Genomic DNA, 21668 nt, shown 5'->3' with positions numbered 1-21668 from the left:
CCCCGCCTGCCGCTCGCGGTTCTGGACGCCGCGCCGGCGGCGGCTGCGAGCGTGGCGGCGCCGGCCGCGGGCCCCTACGCGCTAACCATTCCCACTGAGGCGACGACCCTCACCGTCACGGTCTTCCCACAGTCGTCGGGCCTGTCGCTCGCCATGGTGTTCGCGGCGGTCTGGGCCCTCGGCGGCGCGCTGGTGTTCGGTCGGTTTCTCGTCGGCGTGCTGAGCCTGACGGTCTGGACCCGCGCCGGCCGCCCCGTCAGCGACCCCGCCTGGACAGCGTCGCTCGAACGCCTGCCTGCCCGCCGTCGCCCGCGTCTGTTGTCACATCCGGGCGTATCGTCCCCCCTCAGCTGGGGCCTGCCCCCCGGCGTGGTCCTGATCGGCGACGACTGCCTCGGCCACCCGGAGCGAGCCCGCGCCGTGATCGCCCATGAACTGGCCCATGTGCGTCGCCGCGACTGGCTGTTCCTCGCCCTCTCGCGGGCCGCCTTGGCCATGTTCTGGTTCAACCCGCTGGTGTGGCGTCTGCACACGGACTTGATCGCCCGCAGCGAAGAGGCCGCCGACGCCTTGGCCCTGACCCATGTCGACCGCGGAACCTACGCCCGCGCCCTCGTCGACCTCGCCGCCGACTTCAGCCACCCCGCCGCCTTCGGCATGGCGGGTCCGCTCCACCCCCTCAAGCACAGGATCGAACGCATCATGAACGACCGTCGCCCCCTCAAGAGCCGTCCCGCCGCCATCGCCGTCGCCGTCGGCGCCCTCGCCGCCGTCGCCACCCCGCTGGCCGCGCTGGAGCTGATCCGCCGCGAGGCTCCCGCGGCGGCGCCCGTCGCGAGCACCGTCGCCGCTCTCGCACCGGCGGCGGAAGAGCGCAGCGTGACACGGATCGTGACGCGCACCGTCAACGGCGAGACGGTGGTCTGGACCGACGCCGAAGGCTTTGAGGTTCCGCCGCCGCCCCCGCCGCCAGCGCCGCCCGCGCCGCCCGCGCCTCCGGCACCACCTGCCCCGCCTGCGTTCGGCATCTTCGCTCCGGCGCCTCCGGCTCCGCCTGCCCCGCCGGCGCCGCCCGCACCGCCGCAGACCGCCTCAGGCAGCCATGTCTACCACTCTGGCGAGTCCGACGAAGCGCGCCGCGCCGGGGCCGAAGCGCGCCGAGCCGCCCGGCAAGCGCGCGAGGCCGCCGCTCACGCCGGTCACGCCGCTCGGGCTACGGCCCATGCGGCGCGCGCCTCCGCGGCCGCCCGGGCTCATGCGGCCTCCCACGTGAACGCCGCTCATCACGCACAGGTCGCCGCCCGCCACGCCGAAGCGGCTGCGGCCCATGCCCACCGGGCCGGCCGCGACGGCATGCGCCACGGCGCCGACGGCATGGCGCGCGGCGCGGCCGGCATGCGGGAGGCGGCGGGGAACCTCCGCGATCCGGCCTTTCGCGCCCGCGAGATCGAGCGCGCCGCGGCCCGTGGAGAGACGGTGACCGACGCCGAACTGGCGGCCATGGCCCCCCGCCTCGCCCAGGGCGCGGATGAAATGGAGGCTCGGGCCCGCGAGATGCGCGCCCGCGCCGAGCGTCGGGACTGAACCGGCGCCGCCGTCGGCCCGCGTCCCCCGCGGGCCGACGGATCCATCTTGCTCAGAGGCTCGTCCGCCCCGCGTCGTCGAAAGCCGTCCTGTCGGCGAGCGCCTTGGCCACGACAGGAGCCAGCCCTCGGGCGATGACCTTCACTCCCTCCGCGTTGGGGTGGATGCGGTCCGGCAGATTGTACCGCGCCGTCAGCGCGACCCCCTCGAGCAGGAACGGATAGACGTGCAGACCGCGACGCCGCGACAACCGCGCGAAGGTCTGATCGAACATCAACCCATAGACGCCCGCCCACGGCGGCGCCCGCATGCCGGCCAGAACGACGGCGATGTCGCGGGCCTCGAGCCACTCGATGATCGCCGTCAGGTTCGCCTCGGTCCGGTCAGGAGCCACCAGTTGCATCAGGTCGTTGCCGCCGAAGGCCACCACGCACAGGGCGGTGTCGCGGTGCACCGCCCGGGCGATCCGGCGCAGGCCGTCCGCGGAGGCGTCGCCCGAAACCCCTGAGCCCCAGACCGTCGCGTCCACCCCGAGCCCGGCAAGTGCGATCTCCAGCTGGTTCGGCAACGCCTCGCTTGGGCGCAGGCCGAAGCCGGCGCTGATCGAATCTCCTAGCAGCGTAATGACCGGCTTCATTCAGGCGCCCATGGCATGGCCGAACAAAGCCTCAGCTCTGGATTCGGTTTCCCGCCGTGCGCCAACGCCGCCGCAGGTCGGTGGATCGGCGGTGTTGATTGGAAGGGTGGCGACCCCGGAGGGACTCGAACCCCCGACCTCTGCTTTAGGAAAGCCTTGCTCTATCCGGCTGAGCTACGGGGCCACGCACCGGCTGACCTAGCGGCTCGCGCGGCGCGGGGGAAGCGGTGCGAAAACTGAATTGCGGCGCTCGTGACCGGGCGCCGCCAAGGCTGGCCTTCGCCGTTGTGGTTAATCGGCCTTAAGATACAATATCTTGTAGGGAACAAACCCCGAATCAGGCCGTGTCGGTGATTCGGTCCTGATTCGTTTCGCCCCTGTTCCGCCCGAGAGCGTGCGACCGTTTACACCTGGCCTCCCGGACGCGGCGACGCTTGAGGAACCGGAGCGGGCACGCCACCTTTGAACCATCATGAGCGACCGTTCCGCCGGCCTGCCCCCCTCGCGCGTCGTCGCGGTTCTGGGGCCCACGAACACCGGAAAGACCCACCTCGCGGTGGAGCGGATGCTCGGCCACGCCTCGGGCATGATTGGCCTGCCGCTGCGGCTGCTGGCGCGCGAGATCTACGACCGGATCGTCAAGCGGCGCGGCGCGGCCGCCGTGGCGCTGGTCACCGGCGAGGAGAAGATCGTCCCGCCGCGCGCCCATTATTTCGTCTGCACCGTCGAGGCCATGCCGATGGAGCGGTCGGTCGAATTCCTCGCCGTCGACGAGATCCAGCTGGTCGCCGACCCAGAGCGGGGCCACGTCTTCACACAGCGGCTGCTGCACGCGCGCGGCCGGTTCGAGACCATGTTTCTGGGCGCCGGGACGATGGCGCCGCTGGTGCGGGCGTTGGTGCCCGACGTCGAGATCGTCGCCCGCGAGCGCTTGTCCACCCTGTCCTACGCGGGCTCGAAGAAGCTGACCCGCCTGCCGACGCGCAGCGCCATCGTCGCCTTCTCGACCGACCAGGTCTACGCCATCGCCGAGCTGATCCGGCGCCAGAGGGGCGGCGCGGCCGTGGTCATGGGCTCGCTCAGTCCGCGCACCCGCAACGCCCAGGTCGAGCTGTTCCAGTCCGGCGAGGTCGACTTCCTCGTCGCCACCGACGCCATCGGCATGGGCCTGAACATGGAGGTCGACCATGTCGCCTTCGCGGGCCTGCGCAAGTTCGACGGTCGTCGCACACGCTGGCTGCACGCCCACGAGATCGGCCAGATCGCCGGCCGCGCCGGTCGCCACCTGCGTGACGGCACCTTCGGGGTCACGGGCGAGGCGCTGGAGCTGGATCCCGACCTTATCGAACAGGTGGTCGAGCATCGCTTCGATCCCGTCGAAGCCGCCGAGTGGCGCAACGCCCGGCTGGACTTCGACACCCTGCCCGACCTGCTGCGCTCGCTGACGGCGCCGCCCGGCGTGCGCGGCCTGAACCTGACCCAGCCTGCCCTGGACGAGACCCTGCTGCGCCGTCTGATCAAGGACGAGGAGGTCGCGCGGGTCGGCCGTTCGCGCGGGGCGATCATGCGCCTGTGGGAGGCCTGCCAATTGCCTGACTTCCAGAAGACCACGCTGGACGAGCACGGACGGCTGGCGAAGGAGATTTTCACCGCCCTGACCGGCCGGCGTGGCCGGCTGACCGAAGAGTGGGTCGCTCCGCGGTTCGCCGAACTGGATCGGGACGACGGCCAGATCGACCAGCTTTCCGCGCGGCTCTCAGGCGTGCGAACGCTCAGCTACATCGCCAACCGGCCCGACTGGCTGGATCAAGCCCAAGGCTGGCGGGACCGTACCAAGGCGTTGGAGGAGCGGTTGTCGGACGTGCTTCACGAGCGGCTGACCGCCCGCTTCGTCGACCGGCGCACCACCGCCCTGATGCGCGCCCTGAACGTCCGCGAGGACGCCATGGCCGAGGTCGACCCGGACGGCGCGGTGGTGGTCGAGGGGCACGCCGTGGGTCACCTCAGCGGCGTCGACTTCCAGATCGACAAGGGCTCGTCGGCGCTCGAGGACCGCGCCCTGCGCCACGCGGCGCGGCAGGCGGTCACGCCCGAGATCGCCCGCCGGCTGGGCCGGTTGGCGGCGGAGCCGGACGAGGCGTTCGGTGTCTCGCCCGACGGCGCGGTGCTGTGGCGTGGCGTGCAGGCGGGCGTAATCGCTGGTGGCGACTGGTTCGCCCCCCGCGTCCGGCTGCTCGGCGAACTCGGTCCTTTGGCCGCCCGCGACCGGGCCCAGCGCCGCCTCGAAGCCTGGCTGGCGGCCGAGGCCGGCCGCGCCCTGCGCCCGCTCGCCCGGCTCAAGGGCGCGATCGAGAGCGGCGCGCTGAAGGGTCTGCCGCGGGGGATCGCCTTCCGCCTCCTCGAGGCCGGCGGCGTGCTGGACCGGCGTGCGGTCGAACGCGACCTCGCCGCCCTGAGCCAGGTCGAACGGCGCACGCTCAGAACCTTCGGCGTGCGCCTCGGCGCCCATTCCGTCTGGCTGCCGGCCTTGCTGAAGGCGCGCGCCAGAACCCTCGCCCAGGCCTTCGTCGCGCGCGAACCCTTTCGGCCCGGCCCCGCCGCCCTGACGCTCATGCCGGAGCCCTCGCCCTCGCCCCGGACCCTGTCGGCGTTCGGGCTTCGGACCGCCGGCCGGTTCGCCGTCGGTGTCGAATTGCTCGAGGCCCTGAGCGAACGCCGGGCCAAGGGCGGAGGTCGCCTGACCGACACCGACATGGCGGAACTGGGCGTCGCCGCCGAGGACCTGCGCATCCTCGCCGCCGCCCTGAAAACCACCCGCGCCCAGCAGCCCGATCGCGAGCGCGGCGCGCCCACTGTCCCGAAGGACTCGCCCTTCGCGGCCTTGTCCGCCCTGACCGCCGCGTCCGAGCCGGGTCGGCGCCGGCGGCCCCGGAAGCGGAGCGTCACGTGAGCGTCCCGCTTGGCTGAGTCCTGCCGCATCGACGTTTGGCTGTGGCGCGCGCGCTTCGCGAAATCCCGCTCGCTGGCCGCCGCCATGGTCGAGCGCGGCGTCGTCCGGCTGACGCACAACGGCGTCCAGACCCGGCTCGACAAGGCCAGCCGCAGCGTCCACCCCGGAGATGGCCTGGTCTTCGCCCTCGGCGGGCGGCTGATGGACCTGAAGGTCGAGGCGCTGGGCGAGCGGCGCGGTCCGGCCATCGAGGCCCGGACGCTGTACAGCCTCGCCGCCGGGTCGCCCGAGCCGCCCGCCGGTTGACACCGGGAACCCGCGGGCTCATTTGCGCTGCCCGCTCCCTCTCCCGTCCACGGCCAGCCGACCGCCCCATGACCTACATCGTCACCGACGCCTGCGTGAAATGTAAGTTCATGGACTGCGTCGAGGTGTGTCCCGTCGACTGCTTCTACGAAGGGGAGAACTTCCTCGTCATCGCGCCGGACGAATGCATCGACTGCGGGGTCTGCGAGCCGGAATGCCCGGTCGACGCCATCAAGCCCGACACCGAGGACGAGCCCGACGGCAAGTGGCTGATGGTGAACGCCGACTACGCCAAGGTGTGGCCGAACATCACGGTCAAGGGGACGCCCCCGGCCGACGCCGAACAGTTCGAGCGCGAAACCGGCAAGTTCGAGAAATACTTTTCCGAAAAGCCCGGCAAGGGTTCCTGATCTTCGCAAAGGGGCGGTTCGGGGCGAGGATTCACGCGCCTTGGCTTGACAACGCTGTGGACGTTTTGAATTTCCGCAGTTTTGTGATAGGTTCCTGTCATTGGGTCGGGCGGTAAGCGATTTCTTCGCGCCGCCCGCGTTTGCGACAGAACTCCGCCCACGAAGGCGGGGTCGGCCAGAGGTTTGGTGATCCGTTTCCGCTCCTGACGACTGATATTGCTGCGCCGCCGACGCTCCGCCGTCGATGGGGAGCGCAGCCGTCACTTGCGTAACCGTCTCATCCGCCCTGCGCCGGGAAAGGAATGACATGACGAACAAGACGGGTCTGGAATTCAAGGTTGGCGATGCGGTCGTCTATCCGGCGCACGGCGTCGGCAAGGTGGCGGCCGTCGAAACCCAGGAAGTCGCGGGCATGTCGCTCGAGGTCTATGTCGTGACCTTCGACCACGAGAAGATGACCCTGCGCGTTCCGACCAAGAAGGCCAAGACGGCCGGCCTGCGCTCGCTGGCCGCCGACGACGTGGTCAGCAAGGCGCTGACGACCCTCAAGGGCCGCGCCCGGGTCAAGCGCACCATGTGGTCGCGCCGCGCCCAGGAGTACGAGGCCAAGATCAACTCGGGCGACCTGATCTCGATCGCCGAGGTGGTGCGCGACCTGCACCGCGCCGACAGCCAGCCGGAACAGTCCTATTCGGAGCGCCAGCTCTATGAATCGGCGCTCGACCGGATGGCGCGCGAAGTCGCCGCCGCCAACCGCATCGACAAGGACGCCGCCGTCCAGCTGCTGGCCAAGTCGCTCAGCGCCAAGAAGGCCGTCATCGCCGCCGCCGAAGCCGCCGAAGAGGCCGAGGCCGAAGCGGCCTGATCCACGACGCGCATCGCCAGACGAACGAGAGGCCCGGCGGAGACGCCGGGCCTTTTACTTGCGCGCGCGCCGCAGCTCCGCCCGGCATGGCTGAAAAACGGAATTCGGGTCCTTCCGCCTGTCGATCGCCGGCGCACGCCGGAACGAGTGGTGCGCACCTACTGGATGACTACGCCCCATGGCTCTGCTGTCGGGCCAAAAGGTCGCGCTTCGTGCCTCGGTCGCCGGGCGGCCCTCCGACGACCGGAACTTCTAGGCACTGCTGATGTTTGGTTGTTGTCGGGGGAACAATGCTTAGTGCTGCAGCGGAAGCCATTTTGGTCGGTCAAGACGAACGACCTTGCATTCTCGTCGTCGAAGACGAGGTATTGATCCGCTGGATGGTCTCCGAAACCATGCGAGAATTCGGATACACTGTCATTGAGGCATCGACCGGCGACGAAGCTCTTGAGATCGTCGAGGGAGGCGTCCGCGTCGATCTGGTGTTCTCGGACGTCAGAATGCCGGGATCGACCGACGGCCTTGCGCTGCTCGCAAAGATCAAGCTGGCGAGTCCTGGCCTGCCGGTGGTGATCACATCGGGCCACTGCGATCCCGCCCTGGCGATCGCGGGCGGGGCGGCGGCGTTCGTCAGAAAACCTTACGAAGCGGACGTCGTCGCGGCTGTCATCTCAGCGCAGTTGCCGAAGCCTTGAGCGATCCCCAACCCCCGTCAGCAGTCCTGATCGTCGATGGCGACATCCTTTCTCGCCACGCCCTGGCTGACTATCTGCGTCATTGCGGCTATTCGGTCGTCGAGGCCGCGCACACCGATGAGGCGCTGATAGCGCTTGGTGATGAGGCGCTGAAGGTTGATGTGATCCTTTGCGACGTAGGCGCCGTCGGCACGCGGTCCGCCTTTGAACTGTCGAGCTGGGTGAGGGCCAACCGACCCGAGCTTGAGGTGCGGCTTGCGGGGACCACCTCGAACGCCGCCAACGAAGCTGCCGAACTATGCGAGAGCGGACCAAACCTCGCCCGCCCCTACGACCCACAGTCGGTGGTGGACTACATCAACCGTCTGCGAGCAGGCCGGTCGCCCAGGGGGACCTGAAAGTCCGCGGCTGCGCCAAGCCGTCAGGACTCGCCCTCTATGTCACGCTGTAGAGGTGGTCGCCCGGCCCCATGAGGTCGAGGAGGGCGGTCGTGACTTGCACCCCGCTGCCGTCGACGGTGCAGACCCTGAAAGCTTGCTTGCTCAGAGGCGTGGGATCGGGGCGAGCCATGGCCCATCCGCTGAAGAGCCTCCCCGACACCACCCACTCCCCCAGTATCGTGAGATGCTCGTGCCGCGGGTCCGCCCTGATGCGATCCAGCAGAGTCGCAACTCTGCGCGTCTCCCCCTCGATCACTTGGACGAAATGGCCGTCCGGCTGGGCAAGGCAGCCTGTGATCCCGTCTCGCTGGTTGTTCACCAAAGATAATCGGAAGATTGCGTCTCGACTCGAGACGTCGTCGTGCGAAATGCAGGCCACGCTCCTGTAGACGACGCGGCGGAGTTCTTTTGCCAACTTGCGAATATCTTTCGATGCGCGACCAGCGACAGGGTTAGGCACACATCCGCTTAAGAAGCATCCCAGCCGGCGCCGATTGTCAGTCTGGTCGGCAGGCCGAACATCCGGGCCGGGAGAGACCTTACGCCGGCTCTGACCCGCCAGTGGAGGTTCCGAGCGAAGCGTCGGCCCCTGGAAGATCGCCGCGGGAAGGAACGCCACGGTTCCGCTGGGGTTTGGAAGGCTTCAAGCGGCGGCGGCGCTGCAGTAGCGATGGCGAGAGTATGGGTTTGAGCCCCTCGGAAAGCGGGAGCGACATGAGGGCTCGAGTCGCCGCTCATGCGTGGGCGGAGACGCCGATCGGGCCGCCGTCATCCTGGTCCCGCGCCCTGCGGACCGCGCTTGAGATCGTTCTCAGCTCGCGTCAACCGATGTTCATCGCCTGGGGCGACGAACTGACGTTCCTCTACAATGACGCCTATGCGGAGATACTCGCTCACAAACATCCCGCGGCGCTTGGTCGGCCTTTCAAGCAGGTCTGGGCGGACATCTGGTCTGACATCGAGCCGCTGATTAGCCGCGCCCTCAGCGGCAACGCCACATGGTCCGAAAACCTACCGCTCTCGATGGACCGGCGCGGTTTCGTGGAAGAGACCTACTGGACCTTCTCCTACTCGCCGATCCGCGACGACGACAACGTCATCGCCGGCATGTTCTGCTCCTGCATGGAGACGACGGCGCAGGTGATGGCGCATCGCCAGTCGGATGCCGAGCGTCAGCGGCTCTTCAAGATGTCGCGGGACCTGTTCGGCGTGGCGACGTTCGACGGCTACCTCACGTCCATCAACCCGGCCTGGTCGCTCGCCTTGCAGCGGCCCGAGGAGGAGCTGCTTTCACAACCCTTCTCGGAGATCATTCACCCGGACGATTTGGAAACGACCGTTGAGGTCTTGAAGGTCCTTGAGCGCGGTGAACCCGCTCACCAGTTTTTCATCCGGCTTCTCAAATCCGACGGCGAGGCCGTGTCGTTCGCGTGGTCGGCGGTGCCGGGCGGTGGCGGGGACGCGGGGGTGTTCTATACCGTCGGTCGGGACATGACCGAGGATCTCCGCCGGGAGGAAATGCTCCGACAGAGCCAGAAGATGGAAGCCGTAGGTCAGCTCACGGGCGGGCTCGCGCACGACTTCAACAATCTCCTGGCCGGCATCTCCGGGTCGCTCGAGCTGATCGAGGCGCGCGTGGCGCAAGGGCGGACCGCCGAGGTCAGCAAGTTCGTAACGGCCGCCAAAGGCGCCGCGAACCGCGCCGCGGCCTTGACGCACCGGCTGCTGGCGTTCTCCCGCCGTCAGACCCTCGCCCCCAAGCCCACTGACGTAAAGCGGCTGGTGAACGGTATGGGCGATCTGATCGCCCGGACCATAGGGCCGCAGATCGAACTCGAAACGATCAATGCTGCAGGCTTGTGGCCCAGCCTCATCGACCCCAACCAACTCGAGAACGCGATCCTGAACCTCTGCATCAACGCCCGCGACGCCATGCCGGAGGGGGGCAAGATCACGATCGAGACCGCCAATCGCTGGATGGACGCAACCAGCGCCAAGGAGCGAGGCATCGATCCGGGCCAATATATCTCGGTCTGCGTTTCCGACACGGGCGTAGGCATGCCGCCCGAGGTGCAGGCCAAGGCTTTCGATCCGTTCTTCACGACCAAGCCATTGGGGGTCGGAACGGGGCTGGGCCTGTCGATGATATATGGCTTCGCCAAACAGTCCGGAGGCTCGGTCTCGATCTACTCTGAGCTCGGCCAGGGCTCGATGGTCTGCGTCTACCTTCCCCGCCACCTGGGGACGTTTGACGAGCATGACCTCCCTGAGGAACGGGCCGCTGCGCCTCGCGGAGATGGGGAGACGGTGCTGGTGATCGATGACGAACCGACGGTCAGAATGCTCGTCGGAGAGGTCCTGGCGGACCTGGGATACAATGCGATCGAGGCTGAGGACGGGCCATCAGGCCTGGCGGTTCTCGAGTCGTCCGCCCGCATCGACCTCTTGATCACCGATGTCGGCTTGCCCGGCCTGAACGGGCGGCAAGTGGCGGATGCCGGCCGACTGCAACGTCCCGACCTGAAGGTCCTGTTCATCACAGGGTTTGCGGAGAACGCAGTCCTTAGCCACGGGCATCTCGACCCGGGGATGCACGTCATGACGAAGCCGTTCGCACTCGACGCCCTGGGCACGAAGATCAGAGAGCTGATCGAGGCTCCTCAACGAAGCTGACGCCTAGGCCGGAATGTCAGCGAGTTGAGCAGTCCGGCTCCGTCAGAAATACTCCGCCCCCGTCGGGCACTGCGCCGCCAGGCGCCGGGCCGTGATCGTCGCCGGGATGTACGGGCTCCAGACGCCCGCCGCCCGGATGGAGGCGCCGCCGCGGAAGCTGAACTGCTCCGGCTGATACGTCCCGTTCAACCGCACCCGCACCTGACGGCCGCTGCGCGAGACGCAGGAGCCCTCGAACCGGGCGTTCCCGTTGCCGACGTCCCGGGTCGGATAGGTGCAGCGGTAGTGGCGCGTCGACAGGCCGCCGAAGAAGCGGTTGATCTCGCTGGGGCGGACGCATTTGGTCTCGGTGTCGCGCTGGCCGACGGCGCTGGTCGTATACTGCCAATAGCCGGGCAGGACGGGCGGCGTCGCCGACTGCGGCTGGGGAGCCGGACCGGCCATCGGGGCGCTCGCCAGCAGAAGGGCTCCGACCAGAACGGGGGCGGTGCGGATCAGGACGGACGGCTTCATCAAACGGAATCCTCGGCGGCGGACATTCGTCATATAGTCTGAAGCCATAGATGGCGGCATTTGAACGGCGGCTGAACGGCCTCTCGCGCCTTGACGCGACGGGCGGTCTTCCACTATACGGCCCCCTCTCGCGCGGGGAGCAGTCCCTGCGCGCTTCTGTTTCATGCGCCCGCGACGTAAGCGGGCCGCTCCGCCAAGGATAGTCAGATGTCGCGTCGCTGCGAACTCACCGGTATCGGCCCCATGGTCGGCCACAGCGTGAGCCACTCGAACGTCAAGACCAAGCGCCGCTTCCTGCCGTCGCTGAAGACGGTCAAGGTCGCCTCGGAAGCTCTGGGCCAGTCGTTCAGCCTGCGCATCTCGAACGCCGCCCTGCGCACCCTTGACTTCAAGGGCGGTCTCGACCCCTTCATCGTCAAGGCCAAGGACGAGCAGCTGTCGGTCGCCGCCCAGCGCATCAAGCGCCAGGTGAAGGCCAAGCTGGCCGAGCAAGCCGCCGCCTGATCGGCGAGGCCATCAAACTCTCAAAGGGCCGGCGGAAACGCCGGCCCTTTTGCTTTGCGCCCCGCCTCCCTTGCGCGACCGCAGCCGCCGTCTAGGCTGTCGGCTTCGTCCCTGGGAGCCTGTCCTTGACCCTCGCCGCCTGCCGCGCCGCCTTGGCCGGCGCCTCGCTGTTCGCCCTCGCCGCCTGCGCCTCGGCGCCCGCCGCCCAGACCCTGCCTTCCGTCGGGGAGCCCTCATCGACCGTTGAGCCCGCGCGCGAGTCCACCGCCTTCACCCTCCGCACCGACCAGCCGCGCACGCCCGAGCAGGAGGCGATGCGGTTCGACAAGGCCGACCTCTCGATCCGGGTGCTGCCTGGCCAGAGGGCCATCGACGCCGTCGCCGTGCTCGACTTCTCCGCCACAGCGCCCCTCGCCGCCGTGGTCGTCGAACTGGACACCCTGCTGACGGTGTCCTCGGTGCAGGTCGACGGCCGCGAACTGGCCGCCGGCGACTGGAGCAATCCCGAGGGCCGCATGACTATCCCGCTGCCCCGCAGGCTGGCGGCCGGCGAAAGCGTTTCCGTGCGGATCGCCTACGCCGGCCAGCCCCGCGTAGCGCCGCGCGCCCCGTGGAACGGCGGCTTCGTCTGGGCCAACACGGCGAACGGCTCCCCGTGGATCGCGACGGCGGTGCAGCCCGAGGGTTGCGACCTGTTCTGGCCGTGTATCGACAGTCCGTTGGCCGAACCGAAGCGGGTCGACCTGCACATCACCGTGCCCTCCAACCTCGCCGCGCCGTCGAATGGCAGGTTCATGGGGACGGTCGATCACGGCGACGGCTGGACCACCTGGAACTGGAGCGCCGCCCACCCCAACACCTACGCCATCGCTCTCAACATCGGCCCGTACGACGAGGTGAAGGCCGACTACCGCAGCCGCTTCGGCAATGTGGTGCCGATGTCGTACTGGCATCTGCGCTCGGACGACCCCGCCAAGGTGCGGGCCCTGTTCGACCAGTTCGCCCCGATGATGGACTTCTACGAGGCGACCGTCGGCCCCTACCCATTCGGCGACGAGAAGATGGGGGTCGTAGAGACGCCCCACCTCGGCATGGAGCACCAGACGATCAACGCCTACGGCAACGAGTACAAGCTGGACGGCAAGGGGTACGACTGGCTGCTGCACCACGAACTGGCGCACGAGTGGTTCGGCAACCAGATGACCAACCGCAACGCCGACGACATGTGGCTGCACGAGGGGTTGGGCAGCTACATGCAGCCGCTCTACCTGCGCTGGCTGCACGGCGAACGCCTGATGCAGGCTGAACTGCAGGACCAGCGACGTGACCTGATCAACCGCTTCCCGGTCGTGTCGGGAGCGGAGCGGTCGGAGGACGAAGTCTATCAGGGCGACGTTGGTCCTGGGCTCGACATCTACAACAAGGGGTCGCTGATCGCCCACAGCCTGCGCCAGCTGATCGGCGACGAGGCGTTCTTCCGTTCGGTGACCCGGCTGGTGTACGGACGGCCTGATCCGCGCCCGGGGAACTTCGCCCCGCGCTACGCCACCACCGACGAGTTCCTCGGCATCGTCAACGAGGAGACAGGGCGCGACCTGACCTGGTTCTTCCGCGGCTACCTCTATCAGGCCGCCCTGCCCGACCTGCGCCAGCGCCGCGCGGGCGACCGGCTGGAGCTGGAGTGGATCACCGGCGACGGCGCCCCCTTCCCCATGCCGATCGAGATCGAGGTCGACGGCCAGCTGCGGACCGTAGCCATGACGGGCGGACGTGGAGCCCTGAACATTCCCGCGCGCGCCCACGTGTTGATCGACCCTGAGAACAAGGTCCTGCGCCGCCTGGAGTTCATCGAGACCTGGAAAGCCGCCGGTTCGCCCGACTAGACGGCCTCCGCCGTCACCGACTGCCGCACCAGTCGGCACGAACCCTGGGTCGTCAGGAAGGCGATGTCGGCCGCGTCGCGTCCGCAGGCGATGCGCACCAGTCCCTCGACCGGAGCCAGTCCGGTCGGATCGACCAGCCACCAGCCGTTCGACAGCCAGACCTCGAAGATGGCGTGGAAGTCGGGCGGATCCAGCTGATGGGCGAAGGCGCTGACCGCCCGCGCGGGAATGCCCGAAGCGCGGCACAGGGTGATGCCCATATGGGTGAAGTCGCGACACACCCCCGCCCGGTCGATGAAGGTGCGCGCCGCCGTCGTCTCGCTGTCTGAGGAGCCGGGCTCGTAATCGATCTCGGCCTTGATCCACTCGAGGATCTTCAGCACCCGGTCGCCGCCCACCGTGCCCCCGAAAGTCCGCTCGGCGAAGCGGCCGAACTGGTCCGACGGACAATAGCGGCTGGGATTCAGATAGGTCAGCACCTCGGCCGGAAGGTCGTTCCAGTCGTGCTGGACCGTAACGGGCGGCAGGCCCTTCAGCGTCCCGTTGTCGACCACCGCGTCATAGGTCAGCGCCACCTCGCCCGAAAGATGGGCTCGCAGGGTGCGGGCGCCGAACTCCTCGTCCTGATCCTCGATGAATTCGACCGGCGGTGTGGTGGCCAGTCGCTCCTCGATCACCGTCTGTCCCGGCCAGTGCGCGACCTGGATCTTGTAGATCGCATCCGTCGGCGGATCGAAGCCATAGACCAGTTCGGCGTGGACGCGGATTTTCATGCGGTCTCCAGGCGTGCGGAAGGAGCCCGGGCGGGCCTCCGGAAAGGGAACGACCCAGCGGCCGTGTCCGTTCTTCAAGCGGCAGGGGCTTTTTGTAAGCTGAGGATGTTTACCATGAAAATGCTCGTTTCGATGACGGCTCTCGCCGCGGCGGCCTTGCTGGCCGGCAGCGCTTCCGCCCAGATCGCGGGCGGACTGACGGGCCAGGTTGGCGGCTCGGCCAACGTCGGCGTGCCGGCGGTGGGTCAAGTCACACAGGGCGTCGGCTCCACCGTTCGCGAGGGCGGCCGTTTGGCGCGCGAGACCGCTCGCGACACCCGAGACATGGTTCGTGACGTACGGCCCGACGCCTCCGTCAGCGCCAATGCGAATGCGCGCGCCGACGCTCGGGTTGGCCGCGACGGCGCGGCGGTCGACACGGCGATCCAGACCGGAGCCATGGTCCACAGCTCCGACGGTCAGATGTTGGGCTCCGTGGTGGAGGTAACCCGCAACAACGCGGGCCGCGCGACCGCCTTCGTGGTCCGCTCGGCCGACGGGACGCTGCGCACGGTTCCGGCAGGCAGCGTTTCCGTCGACGGGCAGGTGCTCGTGAGCGGCTGGACCCAGGAGCAGTTCAACCGCCGCCGTCGTTAAGCCGCGCTCGAGCGGGGGCCTGCGTCATCGGCGCAGGCCCATCCCCGGCTACGGCTCCAGCTCGATGTCCCAGTATAGGTAGTCGAGCCAGCTCTGGTGCAGATAGTGCGGCGGGAACCGCCGTCCAAACTCCTGCAGTTGCCAGGCGTTAGGCCGGTGCGGCGCGCGGCGCAGCGGCATGCCCGCTTGCTGCGGCGTCCGCCCGCCCTTTCTCAGATTACAGGGCGAACAGGCGGCGACGATGTTTTCCCACGTCGTGCGGCCGCCGCGCGAGCGGGGAATCACGTGGTCGAACGTCAGCTGCTCGGTCGCGTGGCAGTACTGACAGGTGAAGCCGTCGCGCAGGAAGACGTTGAAGCGGGTGAAGGCCGGCTGGCGGTCCTGATCGACGTAGTTCTTCAGCGCGATGACGCTGGGCAGCGCCATCTCCATCGACGGACTGCGCACCACCTTGTCGTAAGTCGAGACCACGTCGACGCGGTCCTGATAGACCGCCTTGACCACTTCCTCCCACGGCCAGACCGATAGCGGATAGTAGGACAGCGGGCGGAAGTCGGCGTTCAGCACCAGCGCCGGCCAGCCGGACGGGGGACGGTGCAGGACCTGCATCAGGTCCTCTCCGCGAGGGCGAGGCTCATCGACGCGACCGGACTGAAGACACGTCTCCTTCCCTGACTATGGTCAAAGCCTAGTCTTGATTCGACGGCTTGGCGATGACCGGACGACGACGGTTCGGTAACGCTCAGCCGCGCGTCCGGGTCCCGGGGAAAGCGGGAAGACTCCAGCCCCAGATCAGCGCCCCGGCCCGCAGGGCGAAGCCGCAGGGCGCCGCGATGAGCGCCGCCGGCCAGGCGTCGAGGCCCAGCACCCGTCCGGCGACAAAGACCGTCGCCGCCAGCAGCGCGGCCGACACGGTGATCTCACGCCGCAGCAGGATCGACGGCTGTCCCGCCAGCAGGTCCCGGACCACGCCGCCGAAACAGGCCGTTAGAGCGCCCATGACGACGCAGATCAGCGGCGCCACGCCGACGGCCTCGGCCTTTGCCGCGCCGAGCACGCCGTAGGCCGCCAGCCCAATAGCGTCGAGCCACAGCAGGGCTCGGAACCGCCACGGGCGCGCTCCCACCATCCACACCGCCAGCGAAGCGGCCAGACAGACGGCGATGTACCGCCAGTCCTGCACCCAGAATACCGGCGCGCCGATCAGCAGGTCCCTAAGCGTGCCGCCGCCCACGCCGGTGATGGCGCCGAAGAAGGCGAAGGTGACGAGGTCGTGCCTTTGCTGCGCCGCCGCCAGGGCGCCGGTCGCCGCGAACACAGCCACGCCGGCGAAATCGAGCGCGCCCAGAACGGTCTCGGGGTCGGCCAGGGCGGGATCGACGATGGGGCTCACTTTGTCTTGCTCTCTATCGTCTCGCGCGCGGCGCTCGCCTGCTTGAGAGAGGGATGGTCCTCCAGCACGACGTCGCCGCGCTTGACCGCGCCATACCACCCCCAAAGCAGATGCGCCGCAACCGACCGGTGCGGCCGCCAGCGTTCGGCGCGGGCGACGGCCTGTTTCTCGCCCGGTCGAACGGCCGCCCCGTCGGCCCAGCGGATCGCCTCCTGCAGCGCGATGTCGCCGCCCGGGAACACGTCCATCCGTCCCTCGCAGAACATCAGGAAGGTCTCCGCCGTCCACCGGCCCACCCCCTTGATGGCGACCAGGCGCGCGATGGCCTCATCGTCCGACAGCCGCTCCAGATGGTCGAAGTCGATCCGGCCGTCCTGATGAGCGCGGGAGATCTCGTGGCCGTAGTTCGCCTTCTGCATCGACAGGCCGAAGCCGCGCAGGGTCTCGACGTCGCGCGCCAGCACCGCCGACGGCGTGACCTCTCCGTCCAGCCCTTGAACGACCCGGCCCCAGATCGCCGCCGCGGCCGCCAGCGACACCTGCTGTTCGACGATCATGCGGAACAGGCCCTCGAAGCCGCCGCGCCGGCTGCGCCACTCGAAGGGCGGGGTCTGGTCCAGTGCGCGGGCCAGCGCCGGGTCGCACTCCGCCAGCTCTCGCCGGGCCGCCGTGATGTATTCTGAAGCGGGATGTGCGGGCATGGGCCTCTGTCGACAGCGGAGCTTGGCCGATCTAGCCTCGGCCCATGCGCAGTCTGGACGAACTCCTCCACCCGATCACCCCGGAAGGGCTCCGGGCTGAATCCGAGGGCCGGAAACCGCTGCACATTCTGGCGGATCAACGGGCCGGCGCGCTGAAGCGCAGCTGACCATGTTCGTCACCCGTTTCGCGCCGTCGCCGACCGGTCGCCTGCACCGGGGGCACGCCTTCTCCGCCCTTACGGCCGAGCGCGCCGCGCGAGAGGCGGGCGGGCGCTTTTTGCTCCGAGTCGAAGACATCGATCCGACCCGCTGCAGACCGGAGTACGAGGGGGCGATCATCGAGGACCTGACCTGGCTGGGCCTCAAATGGGAACACCCCGTCCGGCGCCAGTCGGATCACCTTCCGGAGTACGGCGCCGTTGTCGAAGCCCTGGATCGCCAAGGCCTGCTCTACCGCTGTTTCCGCACCCGCAAGGAGGTGCTCGACGCGATCGGAGACGCACCGCACGGCCCGTCCGAAGCCGCGCGGCCGGGCCCGCATTCCGCCGAGGAGGAAGCCGCTTTGCTGGCCGCGGGCCGATCCTTCGCCTGGCGCCTGTCGCTCGACCGCGCCCGCGACTTGCTTGGCGGACGGGCGTGGGAGGCGCTGTCCTTCATCGAGGAGGGCGAAGGCCCCGGCGGCGAGCGGGGCCTGATTCGCGCGCGGCCCGAGACCGCCGGCGACGTCGTGCTGGCGCGCAAGGACGCCGGGACCGCCTACCACGTCGCCGTCACCCACGACGACGCGCTGCAGGAGATCACCCATGTCGTCCGGGGTTGCGACCTGTTCGAGGCGGCGCACATCCAGGTGCTGATCCAGACGCTGATGGGCTGGCCCACGCCGACGTACCGCCACCACCGCCTGCTGTCCGGCGCCGACGGCAGACGCTACGCCAAGCGCGACCGGTCGGTGACACTGGCGGAGATCCGGGCGGCGGGCGTCGCCGCGGCTGACTTGAGGGCGGAGCTCGGCTTCTAGGCCGCCAGTCGTCCGACCGCCTTGTCGCCCGGCATCACGACGTCCTTGTCCGTAGGCTCCTCGACGCCCGGCGCGCCTAGGCGGTTCAGGATGTGTCGGATCACGTTCAGCCGCGCCGTCTTCTTGTGGTCGGTCGCGATGACCGTCCACGGCGCATGGCCGCTGTGGGTCTCCTTCAGCATCCGGTCCCGGGCGGCGGAATAGGCGTCCCACCGCTTCTGCGCCTCGGCGTCCAGCGCCGACACCTTGAACCGCTTCAGCGGGTCCTCGACCCGCTCACGGAGACGGTCGGCCTGCTCTTCCTTCGAAATGTCGAACCACAGCTTGATCAGCAGCACGCCGTCGTCGGTCAGCAGCCGCTCGAACCGCGGCGCGTCCTTCAGGAACCGCTCGTACTGTTCGGGCGTGCAGAAACCCATCACCGGCTCGACCCCGGCGCGGTTGTACCAGGAGCGGTTGAACAGCACCGTCTCGCCCGCCCCCGGCAGATGGGGCGCGTAGCGCTGGAAGTACCACTGCTCGGCCTCATGCTCGCTCGGCTTGGACAGGGCGATCACCCGTGTCTGCCGCGACGACATGTATTCGGTCACCCGCCGGATCGAGCCGTCCTTGCCCGCCGCGTCGCGGCCCTCGAACAGGACGACGGTGCGCCGTCCCTGTTCGATCGCCCAGGCCTGCGCCTCCACCAGCCGCAGCTGCAGGCGCGCCAGTTCGGTGTCGTAGTCGGCTGTCTTGCTCATCCGGCCACCATGGGCGCGTGGATGAAGCGCCGCAACAGACCGAGGCTTCGATTGCCTTGCGGCGCCGTCCAGCCGACACTGCCCGCATGAAGCGCGACTTCGCCGATTTCTGGAACCTGCTGTGGGAGTTGACGCTGGGGGTCTGCGCGATGTTCGCGCTGATCAACGCCTTCGTTCCGCCCCAGGACCTGCCGTGGAAGCCGCTGGACCTGACCCGACCGCTGGGCGTGGCGACCACGGCCAAGGTGGCGCAGTTCGAGGTGCCCCGCAGCGCCGCGCCCGAACGCGTCGCCGCCAGCACCGAGGCCTGCATGCAGGTGCTGCGCGAGGCCGGCGTCACCGTCGAACGGGCCGAGGACAAGGACGACGGGAGCTTCTGCGTCGTCCATGGCGCGGTGCGGATCACCGGCGGGGCGGTCACCCCGCTGGCCGGAACCCCGGTGATGCAGTGCCCGCTGGCGGTGCGCTACGTGCTGTGGGACCGGCAGGTGATGCAGCCGGCGGCCGAGGCTGCCTTCGGCAGCCGGGTCGCGCGGGTGACCGAGGTGGGCACCTACGCCTGCCGCCGCGTCTACGGCCAGACGGCGACCGACGCCAAGCCCAGCGAGCACGCCCGCGCCAATGCGCTGGACATCGGCGGCATGACGCTGGCGGACGGCCGCAAGGTGTCGGTGCTGGCTGACTGGAGCGGCCAGGGCCCCGCGGGAGCCGAGGGCTCGACCTTCCTGAAGCGGATCCGCGACGGCGCCTGCCGGGCCTTCGGGACCACGCTGTCGCCCGACTACAACGCCGCTCACGCCAACCACCTGCATCTGGACGGGGCCGCCCGGCGCGACGCCCGGGGCCTGTGCAGCTGATCGGCGTTCACCATCCGGGTGATTCGTTTGCGGTTGACCGTCCCGGATTTGCGGGAGAAAACATCGCCGCAGTCCGGATTTCGCGCGGCTTCCAACCCCGTGCCTGCTCCTTCGCCTGATCGAGCCGTCCAGATGGACTGACGGGCGTCCCTCGAGGGGCGTCTGCCTGGAAAGCGCGTTCAGGAGACGCAATATGGCGACCGGCACGGTCAAGTGGTTCAACCCGACCAAGGGTTTCGGCTTCATCCAGCCCGAGGGCGGCGGACAGGACGTTTTCGTCCACATCACCGCCGTTCAGAAGGCGGGCCTGCAAGGCCTCGATGAGAACGCCAAGGTCTCGTACGAGCTGGAATCCCAGCGCGGCAAGACCTCGGCGATCGACCTCAAGGTTCTCTGAACCCACGGACATCACCATCACGGAGAGGGCGCGGCGGCTTCGGCTGCCGCGCCCTTCTTCTTGGCCGACGACCATTGGGCGAGGACGACCCCCGCCAGCACGGCGGCGCCGCCGGCCAGTTGCGGCGCGGTCATGTGCTCGGCGAACAGGATCCAGCCCAGGATCGCGGCCACCACCGGCTGCAGCAGCACGGTGACCGAGGTCAGGGCCGCGGGCAGCCGGCCCAGCGACCAGGCCACGCCCCCCTGCCCCGCCACATGCACCAGCCCGAGCCCGGCGCAGGCGGCCCAGCCGCCGGTCGAGGCGGGCCACAGCGGCTCGCGCAACACCACCGCCACAGCCAGCAGCAGCGGCGCGCCCAGCGCCGTCGACCACAGCATGATCCGGCCCGCCGAGCTCTCGCCCCGCGCCTGTTTGACGACGAGGAAATAGCCCGCGTACCAGAGCGCCGTGACGAGGGCGAAGACGTCGCCCAACCGGGGGTTCGAGCCCTGCCGCCCGTCCGCGCCCATCGACATCGCCAGCGCCCCGGCCACCGCGACGGCCAGGGCGACGACGAACAGGCCCTTCGGCCGCTCGCGCAGCAGCAGCCACGCCGCCAGCGTCACCACCACCGGCGTCAGGTTGGTCAGGACCGTGGCGTTGGCCACCGAGGTCATGGCGATGCTGTAGTGCCAGAACGACAGGTCCAGCACGAAGAACAGCGCCGCCAGACCCATCCATTTCGTCGGCCGCCCGACCCCGCCCGCGCCGTCCTTCCCGCGCCGCGTCAGCACCAGCAGCAGCGGCAGGGCGAAGGCGAAGCGCCAGAAGCCCGCGGCCGCCGCGCCTGTGTCGGCGAACCGCACCAGGATCGGGGCCAGCCCCAAGACCGCCGCCGAGACGATCAGCACCGGGAGAGCCAGGGCGGCGCGAGGGTTGGACGGGGTCGGAAAGGGGCGGCCGGTCATGTCCCGCTGTAGCCCCCGACCGCGTCCGGCGAAAGCGGCCGCCGCCAGCGTCGGCTCGGCGACACAGGAACGCCCGCGCCCGCCAGCGGGTTGACCGGCACAACACCTGAAGGAGAGCCCGACATGGCCACCACGACCCAATCCCGTTCCGACGGCGGCGCGATGATCAAGCGCGTCATCGGCATCGCCCTGCTGCTGATCGGCCTCTACGTCGTCTATGACGGCTACGTCGACGGCGAGACCCTGACCATGGTCCTGGGCGCCGCCTCCATCCTCGGCGGCCTCGCCTTCCTGTTCTCCCCGGCGAAGCGCAACCGCAGCCTGAGCTGATCGGGGTCGGGAAGGCCGGACCCGCGGAAAATCGCGAAAGCCGGTCTTTCCGACACTGCCGACCCGGCTGAGCCAAGGCGGCGCGGTCATGCGGCGCCCTCCGCTTCGGCGTCCGGATAGCGGGCCGCCTGCTCCGCGCTCCAGTCGGCGTGGACGCGGTCCAGCCGGGCCAGCTCGGCCTTCAGGTCCTCGTATTCGGGCGGCAGGGCGCGCCCGGCGACCATGTCCTGCGCCAGCCGCAGCGCCTGTTCGCGGACGAACATCCGCATCATGCCCTGACGCGCCTCGAACGCCGCCTCCTCGCGCGCCGGATCGGCCTCGGCCCAGTCCAGCAGGTCGTTGAGCCGGGCGATCTCGGCGGCGGCGCGGGCCAGCCGCACGGCGTTCAGCCCCTCGCCCGCCTTCACCGCATG

Annotated in this window: 25 protein-coding genes and 1 tRNA gene; 15 read left to right on the top strand and 11 right to left on the bottom strand. The window is 69.2% G+C overall.

Going from position 1 to position 21668, the window contains the following annotated elements:
• Window positions 1-1584, top strand: a 1584-nt coding sequence (locus VGB60_RS05325) for a M56 family metallopeptidase (protein WP_331037225.1), incomplete at its 5' end; no start/stop codon positions are given.
• Between the two features lie 52 nt (window positions 1585-1636).
• Here VGB60_RS05325 and VGB60_RS05320 read toward each other — a convergent pair.
• A complete protein-coding gene (locus VGB60_RS05320) occupies window positions 1637-2221 on the bottom strand; it encodes an arylesterase (RefSeq protein ID WP_331037224.1) in 585 nt (194 codons plus the stop codon).
• Between the two features lie 107 nt (window positions 2222-2328).
• Window positions 2329-2405, bottom strand: a tRNA-Arg gene (locus VGB60_RS05315).
• Window positions 2406-2693: 288 nt separating this feature from the next.
• On the opposite strand from VGB60_RS05315, the gene VGB60_RS05310 reads away from it, so the two are divergent.
• The 6 genes from VGB60_RS05310 to VGB60_RS05285 all read left to right on the top strand — a co-directional run bounded on the left by VGB60_RS05310 (window position 2694) and on the right by VGB60_RS05285 (window position 7845).
• On the top strand, window positions 2694-5171 hold the full coding sequence (locus VGB60_RS05310; RefSeq protein WP_331037223.1) for a helicase-related protein: 2478 nt from the start codon (window positions 2694-2696) through the stop codon (window positions 5169-5171).
• A 9-nt stretch (window positions 5172-5180) separates the two neighbouring features.
• Window positions 5181-5477, top strand: coding sequence for an RNA-binding S4 domain-containing protein (locus tag VGB60_RS05305; RefSeq protein ID WP_331037222.1), 297 nt, complete (start codon window positions 5181-5183; stop codon window positions 5475-5477).
• 68 nt (window positions 5478-5545) lie between these two features.
• The gene (fdxA, locus tag VGB60_RS05300) at window positions 5546-5887 is read left to right on the top strand and encodes a ferredoxin FdxA (protein ID WP_331037221.1); all 342 of its coding nucleotides are present in this window, start codon (window positions 5546-5548) and stop codon (window positions 5885-5887) included.
• Window positions 5888-6194: 307 nt separating this feature from the next.
• Window positions 6195-6752 carry a CarD family transcriptional regulator gene (locus VGB60_RS05295; protein ID WP_331037220.1) on the top strand — a complete coding sequence of 186 codons (558 nt, stop codon included), beginning with the start codon at window positions 6195-6197 and terminating at the stop codon, window positions 6750-6752.
• A 290-nt stretch (window positions 6753-7042) separates the two neighbouring features.
• On the top strand, window positions 7043-7447 hold the full coding sequence (locus VGB60_RS05290) for a response regulator (protein WP_331037219.1): 405 nt from the start codon (window positions 7043-7045) through the stop codon (window positions 7445-7447).
• Window positions 7444-7845: a response regulator gene (locus VGB60_RS05285; RefSeq protein WP_331037218.1), complete on the top strand. Its 402-nt coding sequence runs from the start codon at window positions 7444-7446 to the stop codon at window positions 7843-7845. Before VGB60_RS05290 ends, VGB60_RS05285 begins: the two co-directional genes overlap by 4 nt.
• A 37-nt stretch (window positions 7846-7882) precedes the next feature.
• On the opposite strand, the gene VGB60_RS05280 is transcribed toward VGB60_RS05285, so the two are convergent.
• Entirely contained in the window at window positions 7883-8302 is a 420-nt protein-coding gene (locus VGB60_RS05280) for a BLUF domain-containing protein (RefSeq protein WP_331037217.1), read from the bottom strand.
• Between the two features lie 413 nt (window positions 8303-8715).
• On the opposite strand from VGB60_RS05280, the gene VGB60_RS05275 reads away from it, so the two are divergent.
• Window positions 8716-10560 carry a hybrid sensor histidine kinase/response regulator gene (locus VGB60_RS05275; RefSeq protein ID WP_331037216.1) on the top strand — a complete coding sequence of 615 codons (1845 nt, stop codon included), beginning with the start codon at window positions 8716-8718 and terminating at the stop codon, window positions 10558-10560.
• Window positions 10561-10602: 42 nt separating this feature from the next.
• On the opposite strand, the gene VGB60_RS05270 is transcribed toward VGB60_RS05275, so the two are convergent.
• Window positions 10603-11073 carry a DUF3617 domain-containing protein gene (locus VGB60_RS05270; RefSeq protein WP_331037215.1) on the bottom strand — a complete coding sequence of 157 codons (471 nt, stop codon included), beginning with the start codon at window positions 11071-11073 and terminating at the stop codon, window positions 10603-10605.
• Window positions 11074-11280: 207 nt separating this feature from the next.
• Here VGB60_RS05270 and rpmB point away from each other — a divergent pair, with 207 nt between their 5' ends.
• Both rpmB and VGB60_RS05260 read left to right on the top strand, forming a co-directional pair.
• Window positions 11281-11577, top strand: coding sequence for a 50S ribosomal protein L28 (gene rpmB / locus VGB60_RS05265; protein WP_331037214.1), 297 nt, complete (start codon window positions 11281-11283; stop codon window positions 11575-11577).
• Window positions 11578-11702: 125 nt separating this feature from the next.
• Entirely contained in the window at window positions 11703-13460 is a 1758-nt protein-coding gene (locus VGB60_RS05260; protein ID WP_331037213.1) for a M1 family metallopeptidase, read from the top strand.
• Here VGB60_RS05260 and VGB60_RS05255 read toward each other — a convergent pair.
• On the bottom strand, window positions 13457-14233 hold the full coding sequence (locus VGB60_RS05255) for a transglutaminase family protein (protein WP_331037212.1): 777 nt from the start codon (window positions 14231-14233) through the stop codon (window positions 13457-13459). The genes VGB60_RS05260 and VGB60_RS05255 overlap by 4 nt on opposite strands.
• Before the next feature lie 114 nt (window positions 14234-14347).
• Here VGB60_RS05255 and VGB60_RS05250 point away from each other — a divergent pair, with 114 nt between their 5' ends.
• Window positions 14348-14869: a hypothetical protein gene (locus VGB60_RS05250; RefSeq protein ID WP_331037211.1), complete on the top strand. Its 522-nt coding sequence runs from the start codon at window positions 14348-14350 to the stop codon at window positions 14867-14869.
• 48 nt (window positions 14870-14917) lie between these two features.
• On the opposite strand, the gene VGB60_RS05245 is transcribed toward VGB60_RS05250, so the two are convergent.
• The 3 genes from VGB60_RS05245 to VGB60_RS05235 form a co-directional block, all read right to left on the bottom strand.
• Complete coding sequence (locus VGB60_RS05245; RefSeq protein ID WP_331037226.1) at window positions 14918-15481, bottom strand: HNH endonuclease; 564 nt, start codon at window positions 15479-15481, stop codon at window positions 14918-14920.
• Window positions 15482-15611: 130 nt separating this feature from the next.
• Window positions 15612-16262, bottom strand: a complete 651-nt coding sequence (locus tag VGB60_RS05240; protein WP_331037210.1) for a trimeric intracellular cation channel family protein — start codon at window positions 16260-16262, stop codon at window positions 15612-15614.
• Window positions 16259-16963 (bottom strand): DNA-3-methyladenine glycosylase, encoded by a 705-nt coding sequence (locus tag VGB60_RS05235; protein ID WP_331037209.1) that lies wholly within the window; start codon window positions 16961-16963, stop codon window positions 16259-16261. Before VGB60_RS05235 ends, VGB60_RS05240 begins: the two co-directional genes overlap by 4 nt.
• 169 nt (window positions 16964-17132) lie before the next feature.
• Here VGB60_RS05235 and gluQRS point away from each other — a divergent pair, with 169 nt between their 5' ends.
• The gene (gene gluQRS / locus VGB60_RS05230; protein ID WP_331037208.1) at window positions 17133-17981 is read left to right on the top strand and encodes a tRNA glutamyl-Q(34) synthetase GluQRS; all 849 of its coding nucleotides are present in this window, start codon (window positions 17133-17135) and stop codon (window positions 17979-17981) included.
• On the opposite strand, the gene ppk2 is transcribed toward gluQRS, so the two are convergent.
• Window positions 17978-18721 (bottom strand): polyphosphate kinase 2, encoded by a 744-nt coding sequence (ppk2, locus tag VGB60_RS05225; protein ID WP_331037207.1) that lies wholly within the window; start codon window positions 18719-18721, stop codon window positions 17978-17980. The genes gluQRS and ppk2 overlap by 4 nt on opposite strands.
• 86 nt (window positions 18722-18807) lie before the next feature.
• Between ppk2 and VGB60_RS05220 the strand changes: the two genes are divergently transcribed.
• Window positions 18808-19578: an extensin family protein gene (locus VGB60_RS05220; RefSeq protein ID WP_331037206.1), complete on the top strand. Its 771-nt coding sequence runs from the start codon at window positions 18808-18810 to the stop codon at window positions 19576-19578.
• Window positions 19579-19771: 193 nt separating this feature from the next.
• Window positions 19772-19975 (top strand): cold-shock protein, encoded by a 204-nt coding sequence (locus VGB60_RS05215; protein ID WP_331037205.1) that lies wholly within the window; start codon window positions 19772-19774, stop codon window positions 19973-19975.
• 17 nt (window positions 19976-19992) lie between these two features.
• Here VGB60_RS05215 and VGB60_RS05210 read toward each other — a convergent pair whose 3' ends face one another.
• The gene (locus tag VGB60_RS05210) at window positions 19993-20925 is read right to left on the bottom strand and encodes a DMT family transporter (protein ID WP_331037204.1); all 933 of its coding nucleotides are present in this window, start codon (window positions 20923-20925) and stop codon (window positions 19993-19995) included.
• 123 nt (window positions 20926-21048) lie between these two features.
• Between VGB60_RS05210 and VGB60_RS05205 the strand changes: the two genes are divergently transcribed.
• Window positions 21049-21255, top strand: coding sequence for a hypothetical protein (locus tag VGB60_RS05205; protein WP_331037203.1), 207 nt, complete (start codon window positions 21049-21051; stop codon window positions 21253-21255).
• Between the two features lie 86 nt (window positions 21256-21341).
• Here the strand turns inward: VGB60_RS05205 and VGB60_RS05200 are convergent.
• Window positions 21342-21668 (bottom strand): hypothetical protein (locus VGB60_RS05200; RefSeq protein ID WP_331037202.1); only part of this gene is annotated, 327 nt, incomplete at its 5' end.

It is taken from the genome of Brevundimonas sp., assembly GCF_036399195.1.
In the GTDB taxonomy this organism is placed as follows: Bacteria; Pseudomonadota; Alphaproteobacteria; order Caulobacterales; family Caulobacteraceae; genus Brevundimonas.
This window is presented reverse-complemented; position numbering and strand designations above follow the sequence as displayed.

What these genes read in the sequence shown, in the direction of transcription:
- VGB60_RS05295 (WP_331037220.1), top strand. Translation starts at nt 6,195, where the DNA reads ATGACGAACAAGACGGGTCTGGAATTCAAGGTTGGCGATGCGGTCGTC.
- VGB60_RS05235 (WP_331037209.1), bottom strand. Translation starts at nt 16,963, where the DNA reads ATGCCCGCACATCCCGCTTCAGAATACATCACGGCGGCCCGGCGAGAG.
- VGB60_RS05320 (WP_331037224.1), bottom strand. Translation starts at nt 2,221, where the DNA reads ATGAAGCCGGTCATTACGCTGCTAGGAGATTCGATCAGCGCCGGCTTC.
- VGB60_RS05255 (WP_331037212.1), bottom strand. Translation starts at nt 14,233, where the DNA reads ATGAAAATCCGCGTCCACGCCGAACTGGTCTATGGCTTCGATCCGCCG.
- VGB60_RS05210 (WP_331037204.1), bottom strand. Translation starts at nt 20,925, where the DNA reads ATGACCGGCCGCCCCTTTCCGACCCCGTCCAACCCTCGCGCCGCCCTG.
- VGB60_RS05275 (WP_331037216.1), top strand. Translation starts at nt 8,716, where the DNA reads ATGTTCATCGCCTGGGGCGACGAACTGACGTTCCTCTACAATGACGCC.
- rpmB (WP_331037214.1), top strand. Translation starts at nt 11,281, where the DNA reads ATGTCGCGTCGCTGCGAACTCACCGGTATCGGCCCCATGGTCGGCCAC.
- VGB60_RS05250 (WP_331037211.1), top strand. Translation starts at nt 14,348, where the DNA reads ATGAAAATGCTCGTTTCGATGACGGCTCTCGCCGCGGCGGCCTTGCTG.
- VGB60_RS05290 (WP_331037219.1), top strand. Translation starts at nt 7,043, where the DNA reads ATGCTTAGTGCTGCAGCGGAAGCCATTTTGGTCGGTCAAGACGAACGA.
- VGB60_RS05215 (WP_331037205.1), top strand. Translation starts at nt 19,772, where the DNA reads ATGGCGACCGGCACGGTCAAGTGGTTCAACCCGACCAAGGGTTTCGGC.
- VGB60_RS05220 (WP_331037206.1), top strand. Translation starts at nt 18,808, where the DNA reads ATGAAGCGCGACTTCGCCGATTTCTGGAACCTGCTGTGGGAGTTGACG.
- gluQRS (WP_331037208.1), top strand. Translation starts at nt 17,133, where the DNA reads ATGTTCGTCACCCGTTTCGCGCCGTCGCCGACCGGTCGCCTGCACCGG.
- VGB60_RS05205 (WP_331037203.1), top strand. Translation starts at nt 21,049, where the DNA reads ATGGCCACCACGACCCAATCCCGTTCCGACGGCGGCGCGATGATCAAG.
- ppk2 (WP_331037207.1), bottom strand. Translation starts at nt 18,721, where the DNA reads ATGAGCAAGACAGCCGACTACGACACCGAACTGGCGCGCCTGCAGCTG.
- VGB60_RS05270 (WP_331037215.1), bottom strand. Translation starts at nt 11,073, where the DNA reads ATGAAGCCGTCCGTCCTGATCCGCACCGCCCCCGTTCTGGTCGGAGCC.
- fdxA (WP_331037221.1), top strand. Translation starts at nt 5,546, where the DNA reads ATGACCTACATCGTCACCGACGCCTGCGTGAAATGTAAGTTCATGGAC.
- VGB60_RS05310 (WP_331037223.1), top strand. Translation starts at nt 2,694, where the DNA reads ATGAGCGACCGTTCCGCCGGCCTGCCCCCCTCGCGCGTCGTCGCGGTT.